20 protein-coding genes and 1 tRNA gene are annotated in these 21,632 nt (G+C 52.1%); 5 read left to right on the top strand and 16 right to left on the bottom strand.

The window, feature by feature from the left end:
• Window positions 1-17: 17 nt before the first annotated feature.
• The 5 genes from GO013_RS11100 to GO013_RS11080 form a co-directional block, all read right to left on the bottom strand.
• Complete coding sequence (locus tag GO013_RS11100; protein WP_163811101.1) at window positions 18-770, bottom strand: hypothetical protein; 753 nt, start codon at window positions 768-770, stop codon at window positions 18-20.
• Window positions 771-775: 5 nt separating this feature from the next.
• On the bottom strand, window positions 776-1,273 hold the full coding sequence (gene gspM / locus GO013_RS11095; protein ID WP_163811099.1) for a type II secretion system protein GspM: 498 nt from the start codon (window positions 1,271-1,273) through the stop codon (window positions 776-778).
• Window positions 1,273-1,788 (bottom strand): hypothetical protein, encoded by a 516-nt coding sequence (locus tag GO013_RS11090; protein ID WP_163811096.1) that lies wholly within the window; start codon window positions 1,786-1,788, stop codon window positions 1,273-1,275. The genes gspM and GO013_RS11090 overlap by 1 nt, the downstream gene beginning before the upstream one ends.
• Before the next feature lie 168 nt (window positions 1,789-1,956).
• Window positions 1,957-2,202, bottom strand: a complete 246-nt coding sequence (locus GO013_RS11085) for a hypothetical protein (RefSeq protein ID WP_163811094.1) — start codon at window positions 2,200-2,202, stop codon at window positions 1,957-1,959.
• 11 nt (window positions 2,203-2,213) lie between these two features.
• Window positions 2,214-3,917, bottom strand: coding sequence for a putative sulfate exporter family transporter (locus GO013_RS11080; protein WP_163811092.1), 1,704 nt, complete (start codon window positions 3,915-3,917; stop codon window positions 2,214-2,216).
• A gap of 173 nt (window positions 3,918-4,090) precedes the next feature.
• Between GO013_RS11080 and GO013_RS11075 the strand changes: the two genes are divergently transcribed.
• A complete protein-coding gene (locus GO013_RS11075; protein WP_203529545.1) occupies window positions 4,091-5,629 on the top strand; it encodes an arylsulfatase in 1,539 nt (512 codons plus the stop codon).
• An 89-nt stretch (window positions 5,630-5,718) separates the two neighbouring features.
• On the opposite strand, the gene GO013_RS11070 is transcribed toward GO013_RS11075, so the two are convergent.
• The gene (locus GO013_RS11070) at window positions 5,719-6,588 is read right to left on the bottom strand and encodes a methylated-DNA--[protein]-cysteine S-methyltransferase (RefSeq protein WP_163811091.1); all 870 of its coding nucleotides are present in this window, start codon (window positions 6,586-6,588) and stop codon (window positions 5,719-5,721) included.
• 293 nt (window positions 6,589-6,881) lie between these two features.
• On the opposite strand from GO013_RS11070, the gene GO013_RS11065 reads away from it, so the two are divergent.
• Together GO013_RS11065 and yaaA are read left to right on the top strand one after the other, a co-directional pair.
• Window positions 6,882-7,889, top strand: coding sequence for a purine nucleoside permease (locus GO013_RS11065; protein WP_163811089.1), 1,008 nt, complete (start codon window positions 6,882-6,884; stop codon window positions 7,887-7,889).
• 721 nt (window positions 7,890-8,610) lie between these two features.
• On the top strand, window positions 8,611-9,273 hold the full coding sequence (yaaA, locus tag GO013_RS11060) for a peroxide stress protein YaaA (protein WP_163811087.1): 663 nt from the start codon (window positions 8,611-8,613) through the stop codon (window positions 9,271-9,273).
• A 175-nt stretch (window positions 9,274-9,448) separates the two neighbouring features.
• On the opposite strand, the gene purT is transcribed toward yaaA, so the two are convergent.
• From purT to GO013_RS11040, 4 genes are all read right to left on the bottom strand, one after another.
• Window positions 9,449-10,630, bottom strand: coding sequence for a formate-dependent phosphoribosylglycinamide formyltransferase (gene purT / locus GO013_RS11055; RefSeq protein WP_163811085.1), 1,182 nt, complete (start codon window positions 10,628-10,630; stop codon window positions 9,449-9,451).
• 255 nt (window positions 10,631-10,885) lie between these two features.
• Window positions 10,886-10,962 (bottom strand) — tRNA-Arg (locus tag GO013_RS11050).
• Window positions 10,963-11,021: 59 nt separating this feature from the next.
• On the bottom strand, window positions 11,022-11,438 hold the full coding sequence (locus GO013_RS11045) for a secondary thiamine-phosphate synthase enzyme YjbQ (RefSeq protein WP_163811084.1): 417 nt from the start codon (window positions 11,436-11,438) through the stop codon (window positions 11,022-11,024).
• A 94-nt stretch (window positions 11,439-11,532) separates the two neighbouring features.
• The gene (locus GO013_RS11040) at window positions 11,533-12,081 is read right to left on the bottom strand and encodes a hypothetical protein (RefSeq protein WP_163811082.1); all 549 of its coding nucleotides are present in this window, start codon (window positions 12,079-12,081) and stop codon (window positions 11,533-11,535) included.
• A gap of 346 nt (window positions 12,082-12,427) precedes the next feature.
• Here GO013_RS11040 and GO013_RS11035 point away from each other — a divergent pair, with 346 nt between their 5' ends.
• A complete protein-coding gene (locus GO013_RS11035; RefSeq protein ID WP_163811080.1) occupies window positions 12,428-13,258 on the top strand; it encodes a phage capsid protein in 831 nt (276 codons plus the stop codon).
• A 64-nt stretch (window positions 13,259-13,322) separates the two neighbouring features.
• The gene (locus GO013_RS11030; RefSeq protein ID WP_163811078.1) at window positions 13,323-13,571 is read left to right on the top strand and encodes a hypothetical protein; all 249 of its coding nucleotides are present in this window, start codon (window positions 13,323-13,325) and stop codon (window positions 13,569-13,571) included.
• Window positions 13,572-14,417: 846 nt separating this feature from the next.
• Here the strand turns inward: GO013_RS11030 and GO013_RS11025 are convergent.
• The 6 genes from GO013_RS11025 to gyrA form a co-directional block, all read right to left on the bottom strand.
• Window positions 14,418-15,182 (bottom strand): enoyl-ACP reductase, encoded by a 765-nt coding sequence (locus tag GO013_RS11025; RefSeq protein ID WP_163811077.1) that lies wholly within the window; start codon window positions 15,180-15,182, stop codon window positions 14,418-14,420.
• A 63-nt stretch (window positions 15,183-15,245) separates the two neighbouring features.
• Window positions 15,246-16,403, bottom strand: coding sequence for a glycosyltransferase (locus tag GO013_RS11020; protein WP_163811075.1), 1,158 nt, complete (start codon window positions 16,401-16,403; stop codon window positions 15,246-15,248).
• A complete protein-coding gene (locus tag GO013_RS11015) occupies window positions 16,404-16,997 on the bottom strand; it encodes a histidine phosphatase family protein (protein ID WP_163811073.1) in 594 nt (197 codons plus the stop codon).
• Window positions 16,994-18,109 carry a glycosyltransferase family 4 protein gene (locus GO013_RS11010; protein ID WP_163811071.1) on the bottom strand — a complete coding sequence of 372 codons (1,116 nt, stop codon included), beginning with the start codon at window positions 18,107-18,109 and terminating at the stop codon, window positions 16,994-16,996. Before GO013_RS11010 ends, GO013_RS11015 begins: the two co-directional genes overlap by 4 nt.
• Window positions 18,110-18,183: 74 nt before the next feature.
• The gene (locus GO013_RS11005; RefSeq protein ID WP_163811069.1) at window positions 18,184-19,008 is read right to left on the bottom strand and encodes a tetratricopeptide repeat protein; all 825 of its coding nucleotides are present in this window, start codon (window positions 19,006-19,008) and stop codon (window positions 18,184-18,186) included.
• A gap of 165 nt (window positions 19,009-19,173) precedes the next feature.
• Entirely contained in the window at window positions 19,174-21,618 is a 2,445-nt protein-coding gene (gene gyrA / locus GO013_RS11000; RefSeq protein ID WP_163811067.1) for a DNA gyrase subunit A, read from the bottom strand.
• Window positions 21,619-21,632: the final 14 nt, after the last annotated feature.

Raw genomic sequence — 21,632 nt, 5'->3', positions numbered from 1 at the left:
TTTTTCAAAAAGGAGACTTACCAGATCGCGTCAGTTAACGAACCGTTCAAAGGATAGGAGAAGGTTTCACGCCCAACCGTCATTTCTCCGGTGAGTGAAAACATGGTGCGAAAAAGGTTGTCGGGATCAAGCGTGGCCGAGCCGGTTGATTTATACATGAACGGACTTTTCATGGAAAAATCGCGAATATTCATGGTCTCATGATCGATTTCAGCCATGAAGGCAAAATCTTCGACACTCTTGTCCCCAGGCAAAACCAGCCGTTGCGATCGAATATCCACCCAGCCCGAATGTGGCAACCGGGCACCATCAGGCAAGAAGAGGCTTCCGGATGCGCGCAATTCTCCTTTGAAATCACTCATGCCCAACAAATAGGTCAGGTTCAGGTCGCCTTCAAACTCGAACACGCCATTGGAAAACAACTCCAGCACACATTGCGGACCGCCGGTATCCAGTCGAACCGTGGCCAAAGGCGAAAATCCCATGGAGACATACGCGTGTTGAAATCGCAAGGCCCCAGGGGTCTGCGCCATGGTTATCCTCAAATTCCGCACACGAAAATTCAGCGGACCGTCCCGGTCGATCGCGTCCCATGTCAGCCCCACGGAAGGAAGCTGCATGTCCACACGGGCCAGGGCCGATGCCCAAATCTTGTTCCACGGCATGAACAACGCGATGCCGATCGCAAAACCCAACAAAATCAGGAAAAACCGGGCAAGAATCCGTCCCGGGAGGGATGAACGCGTCTGCAAAGAAGGCATGATGGCCATGACGATCACCGGGACAGCACGAGATGCACGTCAGCCAGACGCGGATCATCGTTGTTGCGAGTCAAAGTGAATTCAGGCGTTTGCAGACTGGCTCGGTCCCGCAAATCCTGCAAGAAATCTGTCAACATAATCAGGGTCACCCCGGTAAAAGTCACCTGAACGGCATCGTTTGAATCATTCAAGCCAGTGGACCGAATGGACGTCAAACGGCTCTCCAACATTCTCTCATCAATGATCCGCCACGTTGCGTCCTTGACCGTCAGCCGGGCCAGGTCTCCCTGTTTGGCCCGCAGCGCATGGATTCCCTGAACAATCGGCATCACCCGCGCGTATTGTTCCTTTTCGGCGACAATCTGCTGCTCCAAGGTGCTGGTAAACAGATACACGCCCACAAACACGGAAAAGAAAGCACCGGCCAAGCCGAGCAACACCATTTTGAAAAGCCGTTGTTGCGACGCTGGAGGCCAGTTGCTCCATGGATATGTCCGTTCATTGTGCGCCATTATTGCAACTCCACATGCAGAATAAACACCGAGCCGTTTTCCATGGGATCACGCTTGTATATTGAAAACAGGTAGTGATCGTCGTTGGTCAACGTCTCCATATATGCCTTGAATTCCTGTTCGCTCCCGGAAAAAACACCGCGAACCCGTCCGGTCTTGCCACTCAAGGTCACGCCTTCGAGCCGCAGATTTTCATCCGCAGGTCGGCTCAGGGCCGCAAGCAGTCTGAGCGGGTCCAACCCGATCCGTTTCGATGCCAGGAGCTTCCCGTGTTCAAATTGGAGACGGCCAAACGGTGAGTTACCGATATCCTGCCCAAGAGCTGAAATATATAAAGATTTTATTTCACTCCGAATCTGCGAAAGCTGTGTGAAACGGAACATGTACCGAAGTCCTTGTCCACCAAGAAACAGCCCACCGATCACGAGCACCCAGACCAGATTCCGAAGGAACCGTCTGGACGCCTTGCCGGACCTGAAGGCAGGGACAGAAGTATTGGATGCTGATTTCGTCATAATCTGTAGCATTGAATACGCGAAAGCCTGACACGGGGCAAGGTGCGGCCTAGCGATAGGCGCGGCAAAACAGGGTCCACCAGGTATCGAGTGGACCCTGCAAACTTTTTTCGTACTGTTTCAACTCCACCCAATTTCAACACGGACATTTCCAAAGGATGAAGCGAATTACTCAGGTTCTCCCGGAGGATGCTCCGTTGTTTGTGTCGCTTCATAGACGGCATTGCCAGAGGTTTCATCGTCATTGAAATTCATTGCATTGCCGGTATCAATATCTCGCTGATCGATTTCGTCCGCCATCTGTTCATACGTATCGCTCGTGGAATCCAGGGCCAGATCAATCATGCTCACAGAAAACCAGACAAGGGCGATCAAGGCGACCGCCAAAAGTATTTTCACCAATTTGCTGTCCATTTTCATCCCCCTCATATGTTGGCGGTGATCTCGGGAAACACCAGATAGAACATGATATACGCCATGATAAGGGTCAACGTGAGGTTGAAACCCTGTCCGCAAAGATAAAGGATCACGGGCTTGCCTCCCTTAAAATAAGGCGCCAATTCCCTGAAATTCGTTGCCAAACCAATCGATGCAAAGGCAAGGCAGAACAACCAGGCCCGCAGTGGGGCGGTCATCCCTCGAATAACACCGTTTTCAAGCAACGCGCTGCCCACATCCGTCCCAAACGAAGAGTAGAGCAGAGAGAAAAAGACCGAGGCGAAAATAAAGCCGAGAATAAACTTGGGAAAACGATTCCAGATTTCGCCGCCGCCTATTTTGACATCGTCATCTGTAACATCCACCCGCGTTGCCCAATACACGGCAATACCCAAGGCAATACCACCAATCAGCATGTTCTGAATCATCTTGATGGTTGCAGCCACATACATGGCTTCCTCGGACAAAAAAGCACCGGCAGCGGCCACGGCTCCAGTTGCGTCAAGCGTTCCGCCAATCCAGGCCCCCCCGAGAATATACGGCATCCCGGTCGCCTTGATAATCACCGGAAGCACGATCATCATCACCGAAGTAAAAAGCAAAGAAAGCCCGATGGAAAGCGTCAGCTCCTCCTTCTTGGCCTTGCACGCAGCGGCGGCGGCAATGGCAGCGGAGGTTCCGCACACTGACATATCCGCAGAAATGACCATATTCATGGTCTTGGAAGGAATCTTCAAGATCTTCTGACCGAATTGATACGACAGGATCAGCACGGTGGGCGTGACCACCCAGGCAACAAACAGCCCGGGAAGCCCGATGGCCAGAATCTTGGTAAAAAGCAATTCGCCACCAAGAAGCACCAACCCGGTCTTGATGTAATATTCCGTTTCAAGCGCGGGCTTCATCCACTTCGGCGTGCCAACGGTATTTGAAATAATCATCCCCGTGACAATGGCCCAGGCCGGATACCCGAACCCAAGCCGCTTCATGGTTTCCTGCTCTCCCATCATGTAACTGAACACGGCCAGGAGCATAAGCACTGGAAAGGCCAGGACAAACCCTTTGACGTCTTTGCCCATGGCATACGCACCAATGGCAAAAACACCGGCAAGCACCGCCGTCAACACGATCAGCCCAGGAAAAATATTGTACCCCGTCGCCTGAACCCGGGCCTTCAGCCCCTTGGCAATGCCGTGTGCCTCATGCCACGCGTCAATGGCGGCCTCGGCACCCTCATTCAGTATAATGTTGTCAAACCCGCTTGCACGGGCATCAGCTTCGGCCTGTTGAGCCAGCACAAACAAACCATTTTCCTGTTGCATCGCCTCCGCATAAAGGGCACGCGTGTCCTCGTCGGCCGCCATATCCTGCGCTGATCTAACAAAAGCCGTAAGGGGATTGAAATCCCACCGTTTCGGCCGAGCGACGTAGGAAGCTATCTTTCGCCCCAAAGGTTCCCGTCTGGCCTGAATACCGGCTTTCTCTTCGACCGCAGTATAATAATCGATGGTTTTGAACGGAGCCTCGGACGCTGCCAAGTCCAACTTCGCATTGATGGTTGTCAGACGACTTTCAAGATTGACAGGCCGACTCAGGCCGACAAACAACCCCAGGCCGACAAGCAAAAAGAAAAAACCCAGCCAAATGGCCCAATAATCTTCTGTTTTCCATACATCCGAAAATCCTGTCATGGTGCCTCCAAAAAAGATTTTTTGAGAGATACGTCACACATACCACGATGGGAGAAAAAAGGCACTTGTCCCCAAAACGAGCCGATCGAATAAAAAACCACTTCATTCGACAAGAATGTAAAAATACGTCATATGAATATGAGGACTGTCATGCGCTTTCAAAGGAGAATTCCATGAAGAAAAAAACGCTTTGCTCCCTGATGTGCCTTTTTTTCGTGTGGGGACTATTCGGTTCTCTCGCCTTTGCGAAATCACAACAGCCGAATATCCTCATCATTCTGACGGATGATGTCGGTATCCTCAATGTTGAAGCCTACCATCGCGGGTTGATGAGCAGCCGAACGCCAAATATCGACAGACTCGCCGATGAAGGCATGTTATTTACCGACTATTATTCACAGCCAAGTTGCACGGCCGGTCGATCCGCCATGATTACCGGCCAGCTCCCTGTCCGCACCGGTCTCCATTCCGTGGGCCTCCCGGGCGGTCCTGTCGGTCTGCATCCCGACACCCCGACACTCCCGGAACTGCTCAAGGAACTGGGGTACACAACCGGACAGTTCGGCAAAAACCACCTGGGAGACCGGGACGAATTTCTCCCGACAATGCACGGATTCGACGAATTCTGGGGATGGCTCTACCACCTCAACGCCATGGAATACACAACTGACCCCGAGTTTCCAAAAGGGGAGGCCGGGGCACCATTTGCTCCGCGCAACGTGATTCACGCATGGGCGACATCCGACGGAAAACAGACAATTGAAGATGACGGTCCACTGCCCCCCAAACGCATGAAAACACTCGATGATGAGGTCAACAAGCACACCCTCACTTTCATCAGAGATGCCGTGGACAAAAAGAAACCGTTCTTCGTATGGTATTGTCCCTCGCGAGGCCACGTCTGGACGCACCTTTCTCCCAAGTATGAAGCCCAACTCGGTCAGGAAGGGCAGGGCTTGCAGGAAGTCGTGATGAAGGACCTGGATGATCATGTCGGGGAAATACTCGATGAACTCGACACGCTTGATATCGCCGAAAACACCATCGTCATCTTCACCGCAGACAACGGCCCTGAAATCATGACCTGGCCCGATGGCGGCATGACTCCGTTCCGGGGAGAAAAGGGCACGACCTGGGAAGGTGGCGTCCGGGTTCCCATGCTCCTTCGCTGGCCTGAAAAAGTGGCTGCCGGGGCTGTTTCCAATGGGTTATTCGACGGTCTCGACCTCCTGCCGACACTGGTTGCCGCAGCGGGTGGTCCGTCAGACCTTCGGGAAAAAATGCAAAAGGGATATAAAAAACACACGGCATATCTCGATGGATACAACCAACTTCCCATGCTCACCGGGTCCGGTGAATCCACTCGAAAAGAAATCATCTATTACGAACGAGCCACGCTTCAAGCGGTCCGTTATGGCAATTGGAAAGCCCATTTCGTTGTCCAGAATCATGGTTGGGCAGGGGCCAAGGAAAAACTCAACGCACCATTGTTGTTCAATCTGCGACAGGACCCTCTGGAACGGACCGCTGAAGAATCAGGGATGTACCTCCGCTGGATGGGACAAAAGATGTGGGCCTTTGGTCCGGCGCAAATGATCGTGAAAAAACATCTGGAAACATTCAAGGACTGGCCACCGATATCCGCTGCCGCACAACAGAATGTCGAGAATCTCAGCAGCACCCTTGAAAATGAAGGGGGCGTTGGCCAGTAGGCCGTCCTTCCCAAGCCGACGGAAAATCGGTCCCGCACGTCACACAGAAAACGAACCAGCCCCTCACACGAAGAGGCTGGTTCGTCCTTTCATCGCTCCCGAGAGATATCTCGCGTGACAGCGGCTTCCCAGCCAACCATGGCACTTTTCCGGGCGTGTCCCCACCGATAGTGATGAATACGACCGGCTTTTGAAATAACCCGATGACACGGAATCAGGTATCCGATCGGATTTCTGGCAATGGCCGATGCAACCGCCCGAAACGCCTTTGGTTTGCCAATGGAGGTGGCGACATCCTGATAGGAGACGACAGCCCCTTCCTGAATGGCCAGTAGTGCTTTCCACACATTCACCTGAAAATTCGTCCCCTTGACGACCAGGTTCAAAGAACGGGACGCATCGTGCGCGTCTCGGTTGAAGACCTGATCGAGCACCAGAGAGATGGCCTGCCCATCCTCCGTGAACATGGCACCCGGCCACTGGTCGAACAATTGCTGCATCACATCCTGTCGATCACCATGCTGCACGAAACCAAGAGAGCAAATCCCGCGAGGCGTTGTTGCCAGCAGACATTCCCCGAAAGGAGAAGGGCCAAAACCGTAGGTAATCGTCAGACCACGTCCCTGTTTCTTGTATTCTCCGGGGGTCATGGCCTCAAAATTCACGAACAGATCATGCAACCGCCCGGGACCGGACAATCCGACATCGTGGGCAGCCTCCAACACGCTCCGAGCCTGGGCAAGTTTGTGTTTCGTATATTCAAGCGTCATGTATTGCTGAAATTGAAGGGGGCTTACCCCGGCCCAACGTTTGAATAATCTGTTGAAATGGAATTTACTCAAATTCACACTGGCCGCAATCGCTTCAAGGCTCGGTTGCGACGTGAAATTGTCTTCAATAAATAGAATGGCGCGTTCTATTCGGTCATACTCTTCCGAGTCAAATGCAGTGTCTTCCATGTATCATCCTCCATGCTGTGCAAAACCGAGAGTACCCGACTTCCGGTATGCCCGGCCACCCGAATATTGCTGTTTTCAGCACTATTCGGGTAAAAAACGGACTGAACACCGTGTTTGATATGGACTGAAGCCCCAAGGAAAAGCCATGAAAAAAAGCACGTGCTTCAGAGAAAAGAAAAGGGCTGTTGAACAGACTCCATTTCCCATTGAATACCAATTGACTGCGCCATACTTTTTTCATACACGATTCGATTGTTCTTGAATGTTTAGGCATAGATGAAAAAGGATTTCGAATGAAAATGAAAGAATTGAAGGTCATGGTCATTGCCCTGATCATGTTGGTTGGCATGGCCAGCTCGGCAGTGGCTGCGGCCCCCGTCAAGATCAAGGTCTTTGTGGGTGCCCAGTTTGAAATAGGCAAACTGAGCGGCGACAAGGCCGGTGAATTTCAGCACTGGTATGAAGGGTATCTCAAAGATTCGACGGAATATACGGTTGTCGGGGCCGAGCGGCCTGTCTGGGTCAACAAGGACGGCGTGGCCGGCAGTGTTCTGGGTATGGGCAAAGTGCGCAGCTCGTCCAGCATGACCGCCATTCTCGCAAACCCCCAGTTTGATTTCTCCGACACGTATTTCATCATCACCGGGTGCGGCGGCACGCCGCCCAGCGTTGGCACTGTGGCGTCCGTGTTCTGGGCAGACTACTTGGTGGACTACGATCTCGGGCACCGTTGGGGCGCAGGCGAAGTGCCTGAAGGCCAACCGCTGTTTTCCCTTCGCAAGGGATATGAAGCTGTTCGCACGATCACAATCAATCCCGAGCTGGTGAAGCGCGCCTTTGAATTGACCAAAGACACGCCGTTGAAGGACTCCGAAATGTCCCAGAAATATCGTCAGAAATACCCTCAGAAAACGGCACAACGGACACCGTTCGTTGGCGTGGGCACGCATGTGGCAAGCGATACGTTTTTCCACGGCCCGACCCTGTCCAAGGAAGCGCAATACGTCTGTGACGTCAACAACGCCGGCACCTACATCATCACCGAAATGGAAGGCGTTGCCGTTGGGTACGTCATCAAGAAGTTCGGCCATGGCGACCGGGTGCTGAGCCTGCGCACGGCAGTAAACTTCGATCAGGGGAACCCCAATGAGACCACGCTGGAACATCTCGATCCGGCTCCGGGCAACTACCCCGGCGGCTTTTCGACCGGCATTCGAAACACCTATGACGTCGGTTCCGTTTTCGTGAACGAAGTTGTCAGCCACTGGTCCGAATGGAAAGACGGCGTCCCCGCCAAATAAGTCCATTTTCGTCACCATCAAACACCACAGGGCCACCGCACGCGGTGGCCCTGTGTCTTTTCAACTCGCGGCTTCATGCACTGAAACCATTTTCTGACAGCTTGAGCACCAATAATTGTATCTGGGCTGAGACAACAAAAGCATCATGCCTGGAATAATGAATAGAATAACCCAGAAAGACACTGACCCAGCGAACCTCAATGACAGTTCTGGGTTGAGCCGTAAGCTTGTCAACACGCCCAAGGCGACACATACACATCCGCCAACTCGCTTATCGAGCTTGTGGACCTTGCTGTTGCATTCGTCACAATTCATACCTACTCCCGCATAAACCAATACGCTCATTGTTTTTCTTGATTTGGACATCATGAGGCAAAAACAACACCAAGGGCATGGGGACCATCCGGGGTCATTGATCATGCTTCCAACGATTCTGCCGCCAGGACCTTCGTCAAATATTTGGAACACCCCAAGCGGATCAGGTGCGGTCCACCGGCCAGTGTTTGGATCGTAATCACGCCAACAAACAGCACGTCTTATATCACGTTGCCCAATATGCCAGCAACAGCGCGCAGGGAACCAACTTGATCGTAATGCAAGGCTAAAGCCTGCCCCTATTGTCTGCGTGAAGAATTCAGGATATTCTCTCAAATGATGGCATCGACCGCTCGAATATCATGCACGAAATTGCATGTGTCCCATCTCAACCACTGAGGATTTTATGAAAACTCGTCTCTTGATTCCACCCTCTGAGGGAAAGGCTGATGGAGGGAAGAACAATCCCTTGAAGTCTGTATCGGGCATCACGGCTGACTTGCTTGCTGCGATTGAAAAAGCTGATCCTCAAAAATTATATGGACTCAAGGAAAAGGCGCTCAAAAAAGCACAGGCTGTCAACGCCAACGTCCTCAATTCAAAAACACTGCCAGCAATCGAACGCTATACGGGTGTTGTGTACGACGCTATTGCATATCACACGCTGAAAAACACATCCGACTTCAACGACAAAGTGCGCATCGTCTCAGGATTGTTCGGCCTTGTTGCCCCGACTGATTTGATTCCCAACTATCGTTTGAAAATTGATAAACTCCAGGCCGCCAAAAGGTGGGTAAATGCCAATTCAGAGCAATTGAAAAACACCTTTGTCATTGATGTCTTGCCGCAAGCACACAAGAAAGCGGTCAGATATGAGCATGGAATTGAAGTCGAATTCGTCCTGAAAAAAGCAGGAAAAAAGATGCCGGCCGGTCATCAGGGAAAACACATCAAAGGTCGATTTGTCAGATGGCTTATTGAAAATGCCATCACCGACCCAAAGCAATTCATAGATTTCACGGAAGAAGGGTATACGTGGACTGGTGAACTCTTCTTGAAGAACGTTTGACCCTTTTCAGGGACCACCAATTCCCCAAATCGTGCGGCCTGACGACACACCGTGCCCATGCTCCAAGCACGCGCTCACCCTGTTGCGAAGTCCGCTTTCTCTCAATGTGCAAAAAGCCGAGCGCGTTCTATACGCACTCGGCTTTGTTCCGTATCATGGTCGGTTCATATGGTTTCTAATATGAAACAGTGACCGCAGAAGAAACTTTTTTTGCCTTCTCCACAGCACTCGTCACGTCATCAGCAAGGGCCAGGGCAACGCCAAGCCGACGGACTCCAGCACATTCGCCTTTACCGAAAATCAGCATATTTGTATCCGGCTCGCGAAGCGCATCATCAACGCCATCAAAGGCGGGTTTGTCTGATGTGCCGTTGGATAAGATCACACTCGAAGCGGCGGCTCCGTATTGACGGATACCCGGAATCGGCAAGCCCAAAATAGCTCGTACATGCAGGGCAAATTCACTCAAATCCTGAGAGATGACAGTCACCAGTCCCGTGTCGTGCGGGCGAGGGGAGACTTCGCTGAAGAGGATATCATCATCTTTGACAAAAAGTTCAACCCCAAAAAGGCCGCGCCCACCCAGAGCGTCTGTAATTTTGCGAGCATAGTCTTGCGCTTTGGCAAGGGCGGCCTCACTCATGGGTTGCGGCTGCCAGGATTCCCGATAATCCCCATTGTCCTGTCGGTGCCCAATCGGCTCACAAAATGTTGTTCCATCGACGTGACGCACGGTCAAAAGGGTAATTTCATAATCAAAAGGAACGAATTTTTCGACAATGATACGCCCTTCGCCAGTGCGTCCGCCAGACTGGGAATACTCCCACGCCTTTTGGATATCGGCCTCACTTTTCACCGTGGATTGGCCTTTTCCTGAAGAGCTCATGACAGGCTTGATCACACAGGGGATGCCGATTTCAGCCACGGCCGCCCGGTATTCTTCTTCTGTGTCGGCAAAGCGGTAAGGCGACGTGGTCAGACCGACCTCTTCAGCGGCAAGACGCCGAATCCCTTCACGATCCATTGTCAGCTTCGTGGCATTGGCAGTGGGGACAACATTGAATCCCTCTTTTTCAAGCTCGACCAAAGTCGCCGTGGCAATCGCCTCGATTTCAGGCACAATATAGTCGGGTTTCTCTTCTGTGATGACTCGACGAAGCGCATCGCCATCCAGCATGGACATGGTATAAGAGCGGTGCGCCACCTGCATGGCAGGGGTGTCTTCATAGCGGTCAACCACAATGACCTCAACGCCAAGACGCTGCGCTTCAATCGCAACTTCCTTACCAAGCTCGCCACCACCAAGCAGCATCATTTTCTTTGCAGATGCCGTTTTGGCTGTTCCCAATAGTGTCATAGTAAAATCCCTTTGAATGAATTGAATTCACGCCGTATGCAGGAAGTATCCATGCCAAATTCCACCCCGAATTGAAAGGATTTCTCTTTTTGATTTCAGAGCGAGTATGGCTTGCAACGAACCAGAGAAGAAGGGTTGGTGAACGACAATTTTCAGGATGACTGTCGGCTCATTTAAAAACAAGGCCACACTCTCCAAGGAACAAACACGAAAAAAGGGGCGAACGATTTCTCGTTAACCCCTTATCTTTCCTCATGGTGCGCCAGGGAGGATTCGAACCCCCGGCCGTCGGCTTAGAAGGCCGATGCTCTATCCAACTGAGCTACTGGCGCACGGGCGTTTCTCATAATAGAGAAAATGGCAAAAGGTCAAGAATATTCGTGCCGGGCTATTATTCGCCGATGATCTTAACCAGGACGCGTTTCCGGCGGCGACCATCGAATTCTCCGTAAAAAATGCGCTCCCAGGTGCCGAAGTCGAGTTGGCCGTCCGTGATCGCCACCACGACTTCCCGACCCATGACCTGCCGCTTCATATGGGCGTCCGCATTATCCTCGTATCCGTTATGCCGATACTGATTCACCGGCTCGTGTGGAGCGAGTTTCTCCAGCCAGACCTCATAGTCATGGTGCAGACCGGATTCGTCATCATTGATGAACACCGACGCCGTAATATGCATCGCATTCACCAGGCACAGGCCTTCACGAATGCCGGATTCCCGCAGGCAGGCCTCCACGTCATCCGTGATATTGATGAACGCCCGGCGTGTCGGGACCTCGAAAAACAATTCCTTGCGATATGATTTCATGGAACATCCAATTTCTTTTTTTTAAACAAAACCACGTCAAATCAGCCCCTCCACAAATTGTGCAGGGGCGTCAAATTTCAGGGCACACGAGGTATTATCTCGTTTCAGCCAGATAGCCCAATTCGCGGGAAAAATCGTCGGTATCGACAGGTTTGTCGTGAAGCAAATGGCCCAGACGCATCATGGGACCGGTTGGGAAATCCTTGCTCCAGCGGTCATAATAGCCGGTAAAACCATACATCCACAGCATCTCGGAAGCCTGGGTAAAGACCTGATCCGCCAGTGATCGCCAGGTGGTCGTGATGTCGATTTTCCAGACAGGAAATTCGTCGCCATCCACTTCGCGTTTTCCCTTGAACTCGACAACGACGTCCAATCTGTTCTTTGGCCGGGGAGTGATTGTCCAATAATACAACCAACCTTCGCCACCCCATTCGAATTCAGTATGCCGATAATCCGACCCCATATCGGTTGGAGCGGACAGGCCATGGACATCGCACAGACACCGGAACAGATCCTTGAGCGGTTCGGAAAACGTGGAGTGAACGCTCAGGTCATAATGAGAATCTCCGGCTATCAGCCGACATTCCAACCGGCCCGAACTGATTTCGGGAAGAAAAAATTGAAAACGTTCACCAGCCATCCGTACCTCCAAGGAAAAACGGTTTCACAAAGACTACACAACTCCCCACAGATTGGCAAAAAGAATGGCGGTATCCCGCTGTTGCAGCGCGGACAAAACCATTTCACACCCCCTGTCAAGCTGCAATCTTATACGAATCAAATGATTTTACTGTACATTCAATGACATTCTCCGCCTTTGCAAAAAACCCGTGCTACGGTTGTCCAACCGGCCCGGAAGTCTCGGCAGACGGCCCTTTATATCGCGACAAAACGGTTTTTGCCCACGATTGTGAGGACACCCGTTGACAGGACACAGCTCGGATACCCGGACTCGTTGAAAACTCGTAAAGGACAAGGAGAAAACGATGTCCACAACTGTCAGTAATGGTTTTGTCACCCAATATGTTGAAATGGTCCATCAGGCCTATCAGGCCCAGGGATCAAAGATGCGCCAGACCGTCCGGCTTCAAACCGAAGTCGAAGGGTCGAAATGCGTTTTTCAGAAAGTCGGCAAGGGCGCGGCAGGCAAGAAAACCCGCCACGGCAACGTCCCGCTCATGAATCTCAATCACTCGAATGTGTCCTGCACGCTGTCTGATTGGTATGCCGCCGAGTACATCGACAAGCTCGATGAACTCAAGGACAAGGGCGATGAGAAACAGGTCGCCGCCAACGCCGGAGCCTGGGCCTTGGGCCGCAAGATCGACGAACTCATCATCACCAAACTCGGCGGGGCCGCCAACGTGGTCGCCCAAGCCGATACCGGGCTGACCAAGGACAAGATCCTTCAGGCCTTTGGAACGATGAACGCCAACGACGTGCCGGACGACGGCCACCGTTTCGCGGTTGTCGGGCCGCATCAGTGGAATGAATTGCTCAATATCCAGGAATTCAAGTCCAGCGACTATGCGGGCGAACAATATCCCTGGCTCAAAGGCACCGAATCCCGCACCTGGCTCGGCATCACCTGGATGTTCCACACCGGCCTGCCGCTGGATGACGGAATGCGCAAGTGCTTTGTCTATCATCGCAATGCCGCCGGGCTGGCAGAAGGGCAGCAGGTCAAGGCCTTCGTGGACTGGGTGCCGGAAAAAGCCGCGCATCTGGTTGACCACATGCTCAGTGCCGGAGCCTGTCTGATCGACCCCGACGGCGTCATCGAAATCCAGTGCGACGACGACGCAGTGATTCTCTAACCATCCCCCCAACCACAACCGGGGGGGATCAATCCCCTCCGTTCTCACTATGGAGAATTGAACAATGGCATATATCAGTGAAGACATGCGGCTCATGGGCGGCGTCCCGGGGCAGCAACTGTTCCTCTATCGCTCAAAAGACCCCATCGCCACCGTCAACCATATCGGATACTTCGACAAAGCTGCCATCGATTACACGCTCGACACCGGCGACATCATTCTCGTCTGCTCGGGCAACAATCAGGCCGAAGCCGTGGATATCCTCGTCGCAACCAATTCCAACGGCACCGTCTCAATGGTCAGTGGCACCTAGCCAACCAATACATTCCATCACTTGCAACAGGGCCTTCTGAAAAGAAGGCCTTTTTTTAGGAATGCCTTCGGCGACCAGAGAACCTTTTGAAAAAGGTTCTCTGGACTCTCCAAAACTTTTTGGGTCGCTGCGCGAGAGCTGTCGGCAGCGCGAGTTCGTGCGATTTAGTAGAAATACGGATTTTGGAATGCCTTCGGCGACCAAAGAACCTTTTGAAAAAGGTTCTCTGGACTCTCCAAAACTTTTTATGTCGCTGCGCGAGAGCTGTCGGCAGCGCGAGTTCGTGCGATTTAGTGAAAATACGGATTTTGGAATGCCTTCGGCGACCAGAGAACCCTTTGAAAAGGGTTCTCTGGACTCTCCGAAACTTTTTATCGCTCGCTTCGCTCGAAGCTGTCGGTAGCGTGAGTTCGTGCGCTCCTTGGGAGAGTGTTGTAAAAAAATGCTTTTTTTACAGACTCAATAAAAAACTTAAAACGCATTCTTTTTGCAAAACTCTCTTACTTCTTTCCCCATCCCCTCTTTCCTTTCTCCCACTTCTCCAATCCCACTCAACCGATAACGGATGGCCTCGCCGAAGGCGCGACAAAAAGTTCTGGAAGGGAGCCCAGAGGGGAACCTCTTCCAAGAGGTTCCCCTCTGGCCGTCGGAGACATTCCACATTCCACAGCCCACACCCCACACGACAGCCGTGCCCTCACACGAGCGCACACACCTGCCGAAGGCACACAAAAAGTTTAGGAAAAGAGAGGAATAGGGGGTCTGGGGAAAAGGGAGAGAAAAAAACCTTTTCAAAGGGTTTTTCTCTCCCTTTCCCCCAGTTGCCGAAGGCAATACCCCCACAAATTAGACACCCATGATGTTGTAGCCGGAATCGACAAACACGATATCGCCGGTTGTTCCAGAAGAGAGATCCGAGGCGAGATAGAGCGCGGTTTTGCCAACGTCATCGATGGTGATATTTCGATGCAAAGGGGCTTTTTCCTCGATACGACCAAGAATGGACTTGAAACCGGAAATACCGGACGCAGCCATGGTCTTGACCGGACCGGCAGAGATGGCGTTGATGCGGACATCAGCCTGTCCGAGATCCACGGAAAGATAGCGTACACAGGCTTCGAGAGCGGCCTTGGCGACACCCATGGCATTGTAGTTGGCCACGACTTTTCCGGCACCGTAATAACTGAGTGTCAAAACGGACCCACCGGGCTTGAGCAATTTTTCATAGGCACGGCACAGGGCGACCAATGAAAAAGAAGACACATCCAAAGCGACCTTGTAGCCTTCACGACTGGTATCGATGAAGCGTCCCTTGAGATCTTCACGATTGGCATAAGCAATGGAGTGAACAAGAATGTCCACATCGCCCCATTGTTCCTTGACGAGCTGCGCACCTGCGGCAATTTCATCGTCAGAGGTCACATCACATTTGAACATGAACTCGCCGCCAAGTTCTTCACAGATCGGTTCGAGCCGACGCTTGATCGGCTCTGCGGCGTAACTGAAGGCGAGACGGGCACCATGTTCCTTGAATTGCCGAGCGATTCCATAGGCAATGGATCGATCGTTGACCACACCAAATATCAGGGCTTTTTTTCCTTTTAAAAGCATATATTCTCCTTGCGTTGCCCCGGAGTATAGCTGCGTTTGGAATTTGTAGCGACCAAAAATATTTTATTGCGCAAAGATCGATTCCAAGATCCGGGCACTATTCGGCCCACCGTTCAGGTCCAAACCAAGCGGAGTGGCCTTCTGATCAAGTGCCCGTGCCATGTGACTGGTAAGGATGGACGGAACGAGGTCGTCGGATGTGATGACACGCAATCCGCCTTTTTCTTCAATACGCCGGGCGCGCATATTCTGCTCACGGTTCTGGAGGAACGGATACATCAATCCAAAGGTGTTGGTGGCCAACAGGTTCATGGTGGTGTTGTAACCGCCGAGAGAGACCGACAATCGGGCCAATTCCAGATAGGCGAGGAAGCGTTTGGTGAATCGCTTCACCGTGATGTGGTCATGCGCAGCGGCCCGGGCTTGAAGTTCCTGAACATGCGCGTCGGTGGCATAGGGACCAGTGAACATGACAAGTTTGTGCGGATGGGTTCCCTGAAGCAGGGGAGACGCGCCCATGATACCAGTGAGCATGTCGTGCCCAATGTGACCACCGCCAACGGAAGCGACGATAAGCGGGGTGTCACCCAAGTTCAATTCATCAGCCAGGGCAGCGGTTTCGATGGGATCGGGCTGGCGTGCGACATAGCCGGTATAATGCACTTCGGGGACAATGCCGTCCACACCGGGGAAGGTCTCGTCAAGCGTGACCAGATTGGGATCGGAATGGACCAGCACATGGTCGAAATTCGGGTTGAGATAGCCATGAACGCGCTCGACCTGCCGTTTCATGTCATTTTTTTCAACGAGAATATCTCGCACGCTACAGACGGCCTTGCAGGTGCCGTATTCTCCCTTGCGAACTTTCTTGAGAATGGGCAGCAGCTCGAAACGGAACTTTTTGCGGCCAAAGGGAAAAAGTTCGACCATGAAAATATCCGGCTGATATTCGGCCATGATCGCCTTGAATTGCCGCAGACGACGAACCAGAACCTCATCGACCTCAGCCCCTTCTTCAAGCGGAATGAAACGGGTGAATTTGGAATCCATCATCAGACCGGGAAGTTGAATCTGCGTCATGTTGGCCGGGGGATCGAAATCGACCTTGGCACCGCCTGTTACGAGAATGACCTCGTGGTTGGCCAGGCCTTTGACAATTTCAAGTGAACGGAACATGTGCCCCACACCAAGGACGTGCTGACAATAAAAGACAATACGCATTTACAACTCCATATTGAATTGACCCGGGGCCAACTCATTGTCCAGACATTCAATTCGATGCAAGTGATACGGTTTGATGGGAAGCGGTTCGTTGGGCATGAATTCCAATCCGCTCAACGCATAAACCAATGATTTGAGCACACAACTGTGGGTCACCACCAGAACGGCAACGTCCGGATGATCCTCGGAAAAATCGATCAACGCGTCACAGGCCCGCATCAACACGTCATTCCGACTTTCACCGTGTGGCGGTCGAAATTCAAACCCTTTATATTCCTGCTTTTTGACCTGTTTCTTTATTTTTTGCAGATCAGTATTATCCAGTCCGGTCCAATCTCCCCAGTCCTGTTCGCCGAGACGGCTGTCTTCGAACATCGGCACCTTGAGGGTCTCATTGATGATTGCAGCCGTTTCTTTGGCCCGATCAAGGGAACTGGTCACAATGCACTCAAAATTGCCTTGGGCCAGTGTTTTTGCCCATTTTCGAGCCATTTCACGACCTTCATCATTCAGGGACGTGTCCTGTATCCCCTGAATTCTGGATGCCTTATTCCAGTCGGTCAGTCCGTGACGCATACAAAAATACGTGGTCATTGTGTCACTCCATTACGCACAATGTCTTCCATGATGCGCACGATTTTTTGATAATTGATGTGGGTACAATGTTCATTTTGAACATAGTTGAAACACTGTGCTGACAGATCGGTTCGCAAATCGGGATGCGTCACCAACTGTCTGATGCCTGCGGTAAAATCATCCTGAGTGGCGTGGGTGATGAGACCGGTCCGGTTGTGCGCCACCACCATGGGCGCGCCTTCATCGTCCGTGGCGACCACGGGCAAACCACACATCTGGGCCTCCAGATAGACCATGCCCAGACTTTCCTTGAGACCGGGAAACGCGAATAGGTTTCCGGCACTGAAAATAGGACCAAGCGACCGCCGTTCAATCATTCCGAGAAAACGCACCCGCTCGCCGAGCCGGGTATGGGCCAGGGTTTCGAGATCAGTACGACACGGTCCGTCTCCGGCCACAACCAGCGTGATATCTTGGCCTTCCGCGACCAGTTCGGCGCAGGAATCGAACAGCCAGCGCAATCCCTGTTCCTTGACGCCGGGCCGCATCATGGCAGCGGTCACGATCACCACGGATGTTCCCGTGTTCCAGGTTGCTCGCAATGCGGCTCCGGCTGCTGTGTCGCGTTCAAGCAATCCCGTGGGAATTCCCGGTTCAACAGGGGAGTATGCGGTTTTTGGCAATAATTTTGAACAACCACGCACGTCGTTGCGCCGGTTGCAAAAGATGTGATCCGCCCGAAGCATGGCCCGTTTATTCAAGACATAGCCCGGCCAGGTGGCCAATTTCTTGCCCCGGTTTTCGGCGTAACTCGCCTGAATGATGAAGTAGGGTATCTGCAACCGACGAGAAGCGGTCGGACCGAAGACATCCGGCACCTTGTAGTAGGACCCGAACGTCAGCCAGCAATCCGCTCCACGGGCCGCATCAGTCATGCGATTGATCGCCCCCACGGCACCAAGCCAGCGGGAGGGCTTTTCATAAATTTTCTTGGCAGGAAAAAAGGGGAGTTCAACAACGTCATGCCCCAGATCCGTCAAGGTATTCGACAAATCCTGCGCAATTGTCACGTCACCCGAGACAGACGGATTATCCAATGGCTTGAATGGGGTGCAGAGGGCTATTTTCACTGACACCTCTCAGGGGATGAACGATACATAAAAGACACCTCTGTCACCATATCCACAGACCAACCAATCATTCCTCAATTCTTCGGAGGAACCAATGGAATCGGCTTTTTGGGAATGTCCGGCAGATTCGCCAACCGGGATTCCACAACCCGTCGATTGGGATAGGTATCGACAATGGATTCCAGCAAGGATTTCGCCTTGGCATAGTGCCGATCATTCTCATAGATATCAGCCAGCAAAAAAATGGAAAGGGCGCGTATTTCATCGGAAGTGCCGGATAATTCGAGCACCTTTTCAAGCGCGTTTTTTGCCTGGGACCAACTGGAAATAAAACTGTAGCTCTGCGCCAATTCATAGAGGCAATTCGCCTTGTCTTCGACATTGGGAGCTGTCTCGGCACAGAGTTGCAGGGTATCAGCCACTTCACCATAATTGCCCATATCCCGATACAAACGAGCCATACGCAATTGAGTTCGTGCCGTTTTTTCAGGGAATTCTGCGGCATGAAGCAAACATTTTTCAAACGACTCGATGGCCTTTTCCTTTTTACCAAGCACGGAATAGACATCTCCGAGCTGATACATGGCCTTCCAGCCGGATTCAGGATCATCACCAAGTTCCAGATACATGGCTTCCAGCAACACCACAGCCCGATCATATTCGCCTTTCACGGACACGGCAATTTCAACCAGCCGCTCCCAGGCCTCCTTTCGAAAGACACCTTGAGGTGCAGCCTGAAGATACCGTTCATATTCCTTTTCGGCTTCAAGATAGAATCCTTTGGAATACGATGAACGGGCTTGCTCAAGGTCATTCGCTCCCGGTGTCTTTTCGGTCGAGCAACCGACACAGCAAAAAAGGAGCAGGCACAATAGACTTATCTGAACAAAACCACGCATCCAACCCTCACAGATAGCAAAAATCGAAATGTATATATCACGGGATCATCCCGAAAAGCATCACGTTCAAAAAACAACAGATGGTCGGGAAAAAGGACAAGAGATTTTTGTCCACAGGACACATTCTTCCCTTTTTCCCGACCACTCAAAGGCTATTATACTACCTTATTTTGTTTCGTTGAACTCGTCTTCATCATCCATGACCAGATCAAATCCGGCCACCTTGTTATCAGCATCCATCCGCACCAGACGCACACCCTGTGTCGCACGACCTCGGGTCTGGCTGACTTCGCCAACCGACATGCGAATGACCTTGTTCTGTGTGGTCAGCAGGATAACGTCGTCGGATTCATTGACCATCCGGGCACCAATGACCTTACCGGTCTTGTTGGTGAGGCGCATGTTCAAAATGCCCTTGCCGCCACGAGTCTGGCGTCGGTACTGGTCAATGGATGTCCGTTTTCCGAATCCACCTTCCGAAACCGTGAGCAACTGATCCCGTTCGTCATCACCCGTGACTTCACAGGCCACCACTTCGTCATTGAGTCTGAGGGCCATGCCCTTGACTCCGGCGGTAGCGCGTCCCATGGGCCGGGCGTCATTGATATTGAACCGGATGGCTGAACCGTCTCGGCTGGCGAGAATGCAATCCACATCCCGATCCAGTTCCCGCACGGTCATCAGCTCATCGTTGTCACGCAGATTCACGGCTCTGATTCCGGTGGTCCGACAATTCGCGTACAAACCAATGGAAGACCGCTTGATCATGCCTTTCTTGGTCACGAACAGGAAGAACCGATCATCATCGAATTCCCGCAGGGACAGACAGGTCGCGATATGCTCATCCTTATCCAGCGGCAACAGATTGTTCACATGGCCGCCTTTGGCGTATCGGCTGCCTTCCGGCACCTGATGGACCTTGATCTTGAACATCTTGCCGAAGTTCGTGAACAGGACCAGATGCTGATGATTGGTGGTCAGCATGAAGGTGTGAATAAAGTCGCCATCACCCGTCTGAACACCGGCAATTCCCTTGCCGCCACGACGTTGAGCCGTGTAGTTCGACAACGGGGTCCGCTTGATATAGCCGCGTCTGGACAGGGTGATGACTGTCTCTTCATCGGGAATGAGATCCTCGATGTCGATAGAGTCGAGATCCGCCATGAGCAGTTCGGATTTCCGCGGGGTCGAGTAATTTTCCTTGATCTCGATCAGCTCGTCGCGAATAACGCCCTTGAGCACATCGGGATTGTCAAGAATAGACCGGAAGTATTCAATCTTTTTCATCAACTCAGCCAATTCTTCGAGCAGTTTGTCCCGCTCGAGACCAGTGAGTTTCTGGAGCCGCATATCCAAAATGGCCTTGGCCTGAATTTCGGATAACTCGAAACGGTCCATCAATGCAGTCCGGGCTTCTTCGGGAGAACCGGATGCGCGAATGAGTTTGACCACTTCGTCAATATTGTCGAGCGCGATGTGCAATCCTTCCAAAATGTGGACGCGTTTTTCGCACTTATCCAAATCGAATTTGGTCCGGCGGATAATCACTTCACGACGATGATCCAGGAAGTATTTCAACACCTCTTTCAGATTCAACAGCATGGGACGTTTGCCAACGACCGCCATCATGTTGATACCGAAGCTGCTTTCCAAAGGCGTGAATTTATACAGTGAATTGATGATGATATCAGCAATGGCACCGCGTTTGAGATCCATGACGATACGGATGCCGTTCCGGTCGGATTCATCACGCAGGTCGGAAATGCCTTCGACCTTTTTCTCGTGGACCAACTGGGCTATTTTTTCGACCAGCGTGGATTTGTTGACCGCAAAAGGAATTTCCCTGATGACGATCCGTTCTTTCTTGCCCTTATCGGCTTCTTCTCTTTCAACAACACCACGCATCTTGATGGACCCGCGTCCCGTGGTATAGGCGTCGATCAATCCCTGCCCACCGAAGACGGTGCCCCCTGTGGGGAAGTCCGGGCCTTTGATAAAGCCCATCATGGACTCGATGGAACACTCGGGATTATCCAAAAGATGGATGGTCCCATCAATCAGCTCGCCCAAGTTGTGGGGCGGGATGTTCGTGGCCATACCAACCGCGATACCCGTTGTTCCATTCAGGAGCAGGTTCGGCACCTTGGTCGGCAGCACGGACGGCTCTTGCAAGGTGTTGTCGTAGTTGGGATTGAAATCAACAGTCTGTTTCTCGATATCACCGAGAAATTCACCGCACAATTTGGCCATACGGACTTCGGTGTACCTCATGGCCGCCGCGGAGTCGCCGTCAATGGAACCAAAGTTACCCTGACCATCCACCAGCATGTCGCGCATGGAGAAGTCCTGAGCCATACGCACCAGGGCATCATACACGGCTGAGTCGCCATGAGGATGGTATTTACCGATGACGTCACCAACCACACGAGCGGACTTCTTGTACGCCCGATTGTGGTAGTTCCCGAGATCGTGCATAGCGTACAAAATACGCCGGTGAACGGGTTTCAACCCGTCACGTACATCCGGGATGGCGCGTCCTATGATGACAGAGAGAGAATACTCAAGATAACTTTTCTTGAGTTCACTTTCGATAGTAATCGTATCATTCATTCGTTTGCCTCAAC

This window comes from Pseudodesulfovibrio sp. JC047, from assembly GCF_010468615.1.
Lineage (GTDB): Bacteria > Desulfobacterota > Desulfovibrionia > Desulfovibrionales > Desulfovibrionaceae > Pseudodesulfovibrio.
This window is presented reverse-complemented; position numbering and strand designations above follow the sequence as displayed.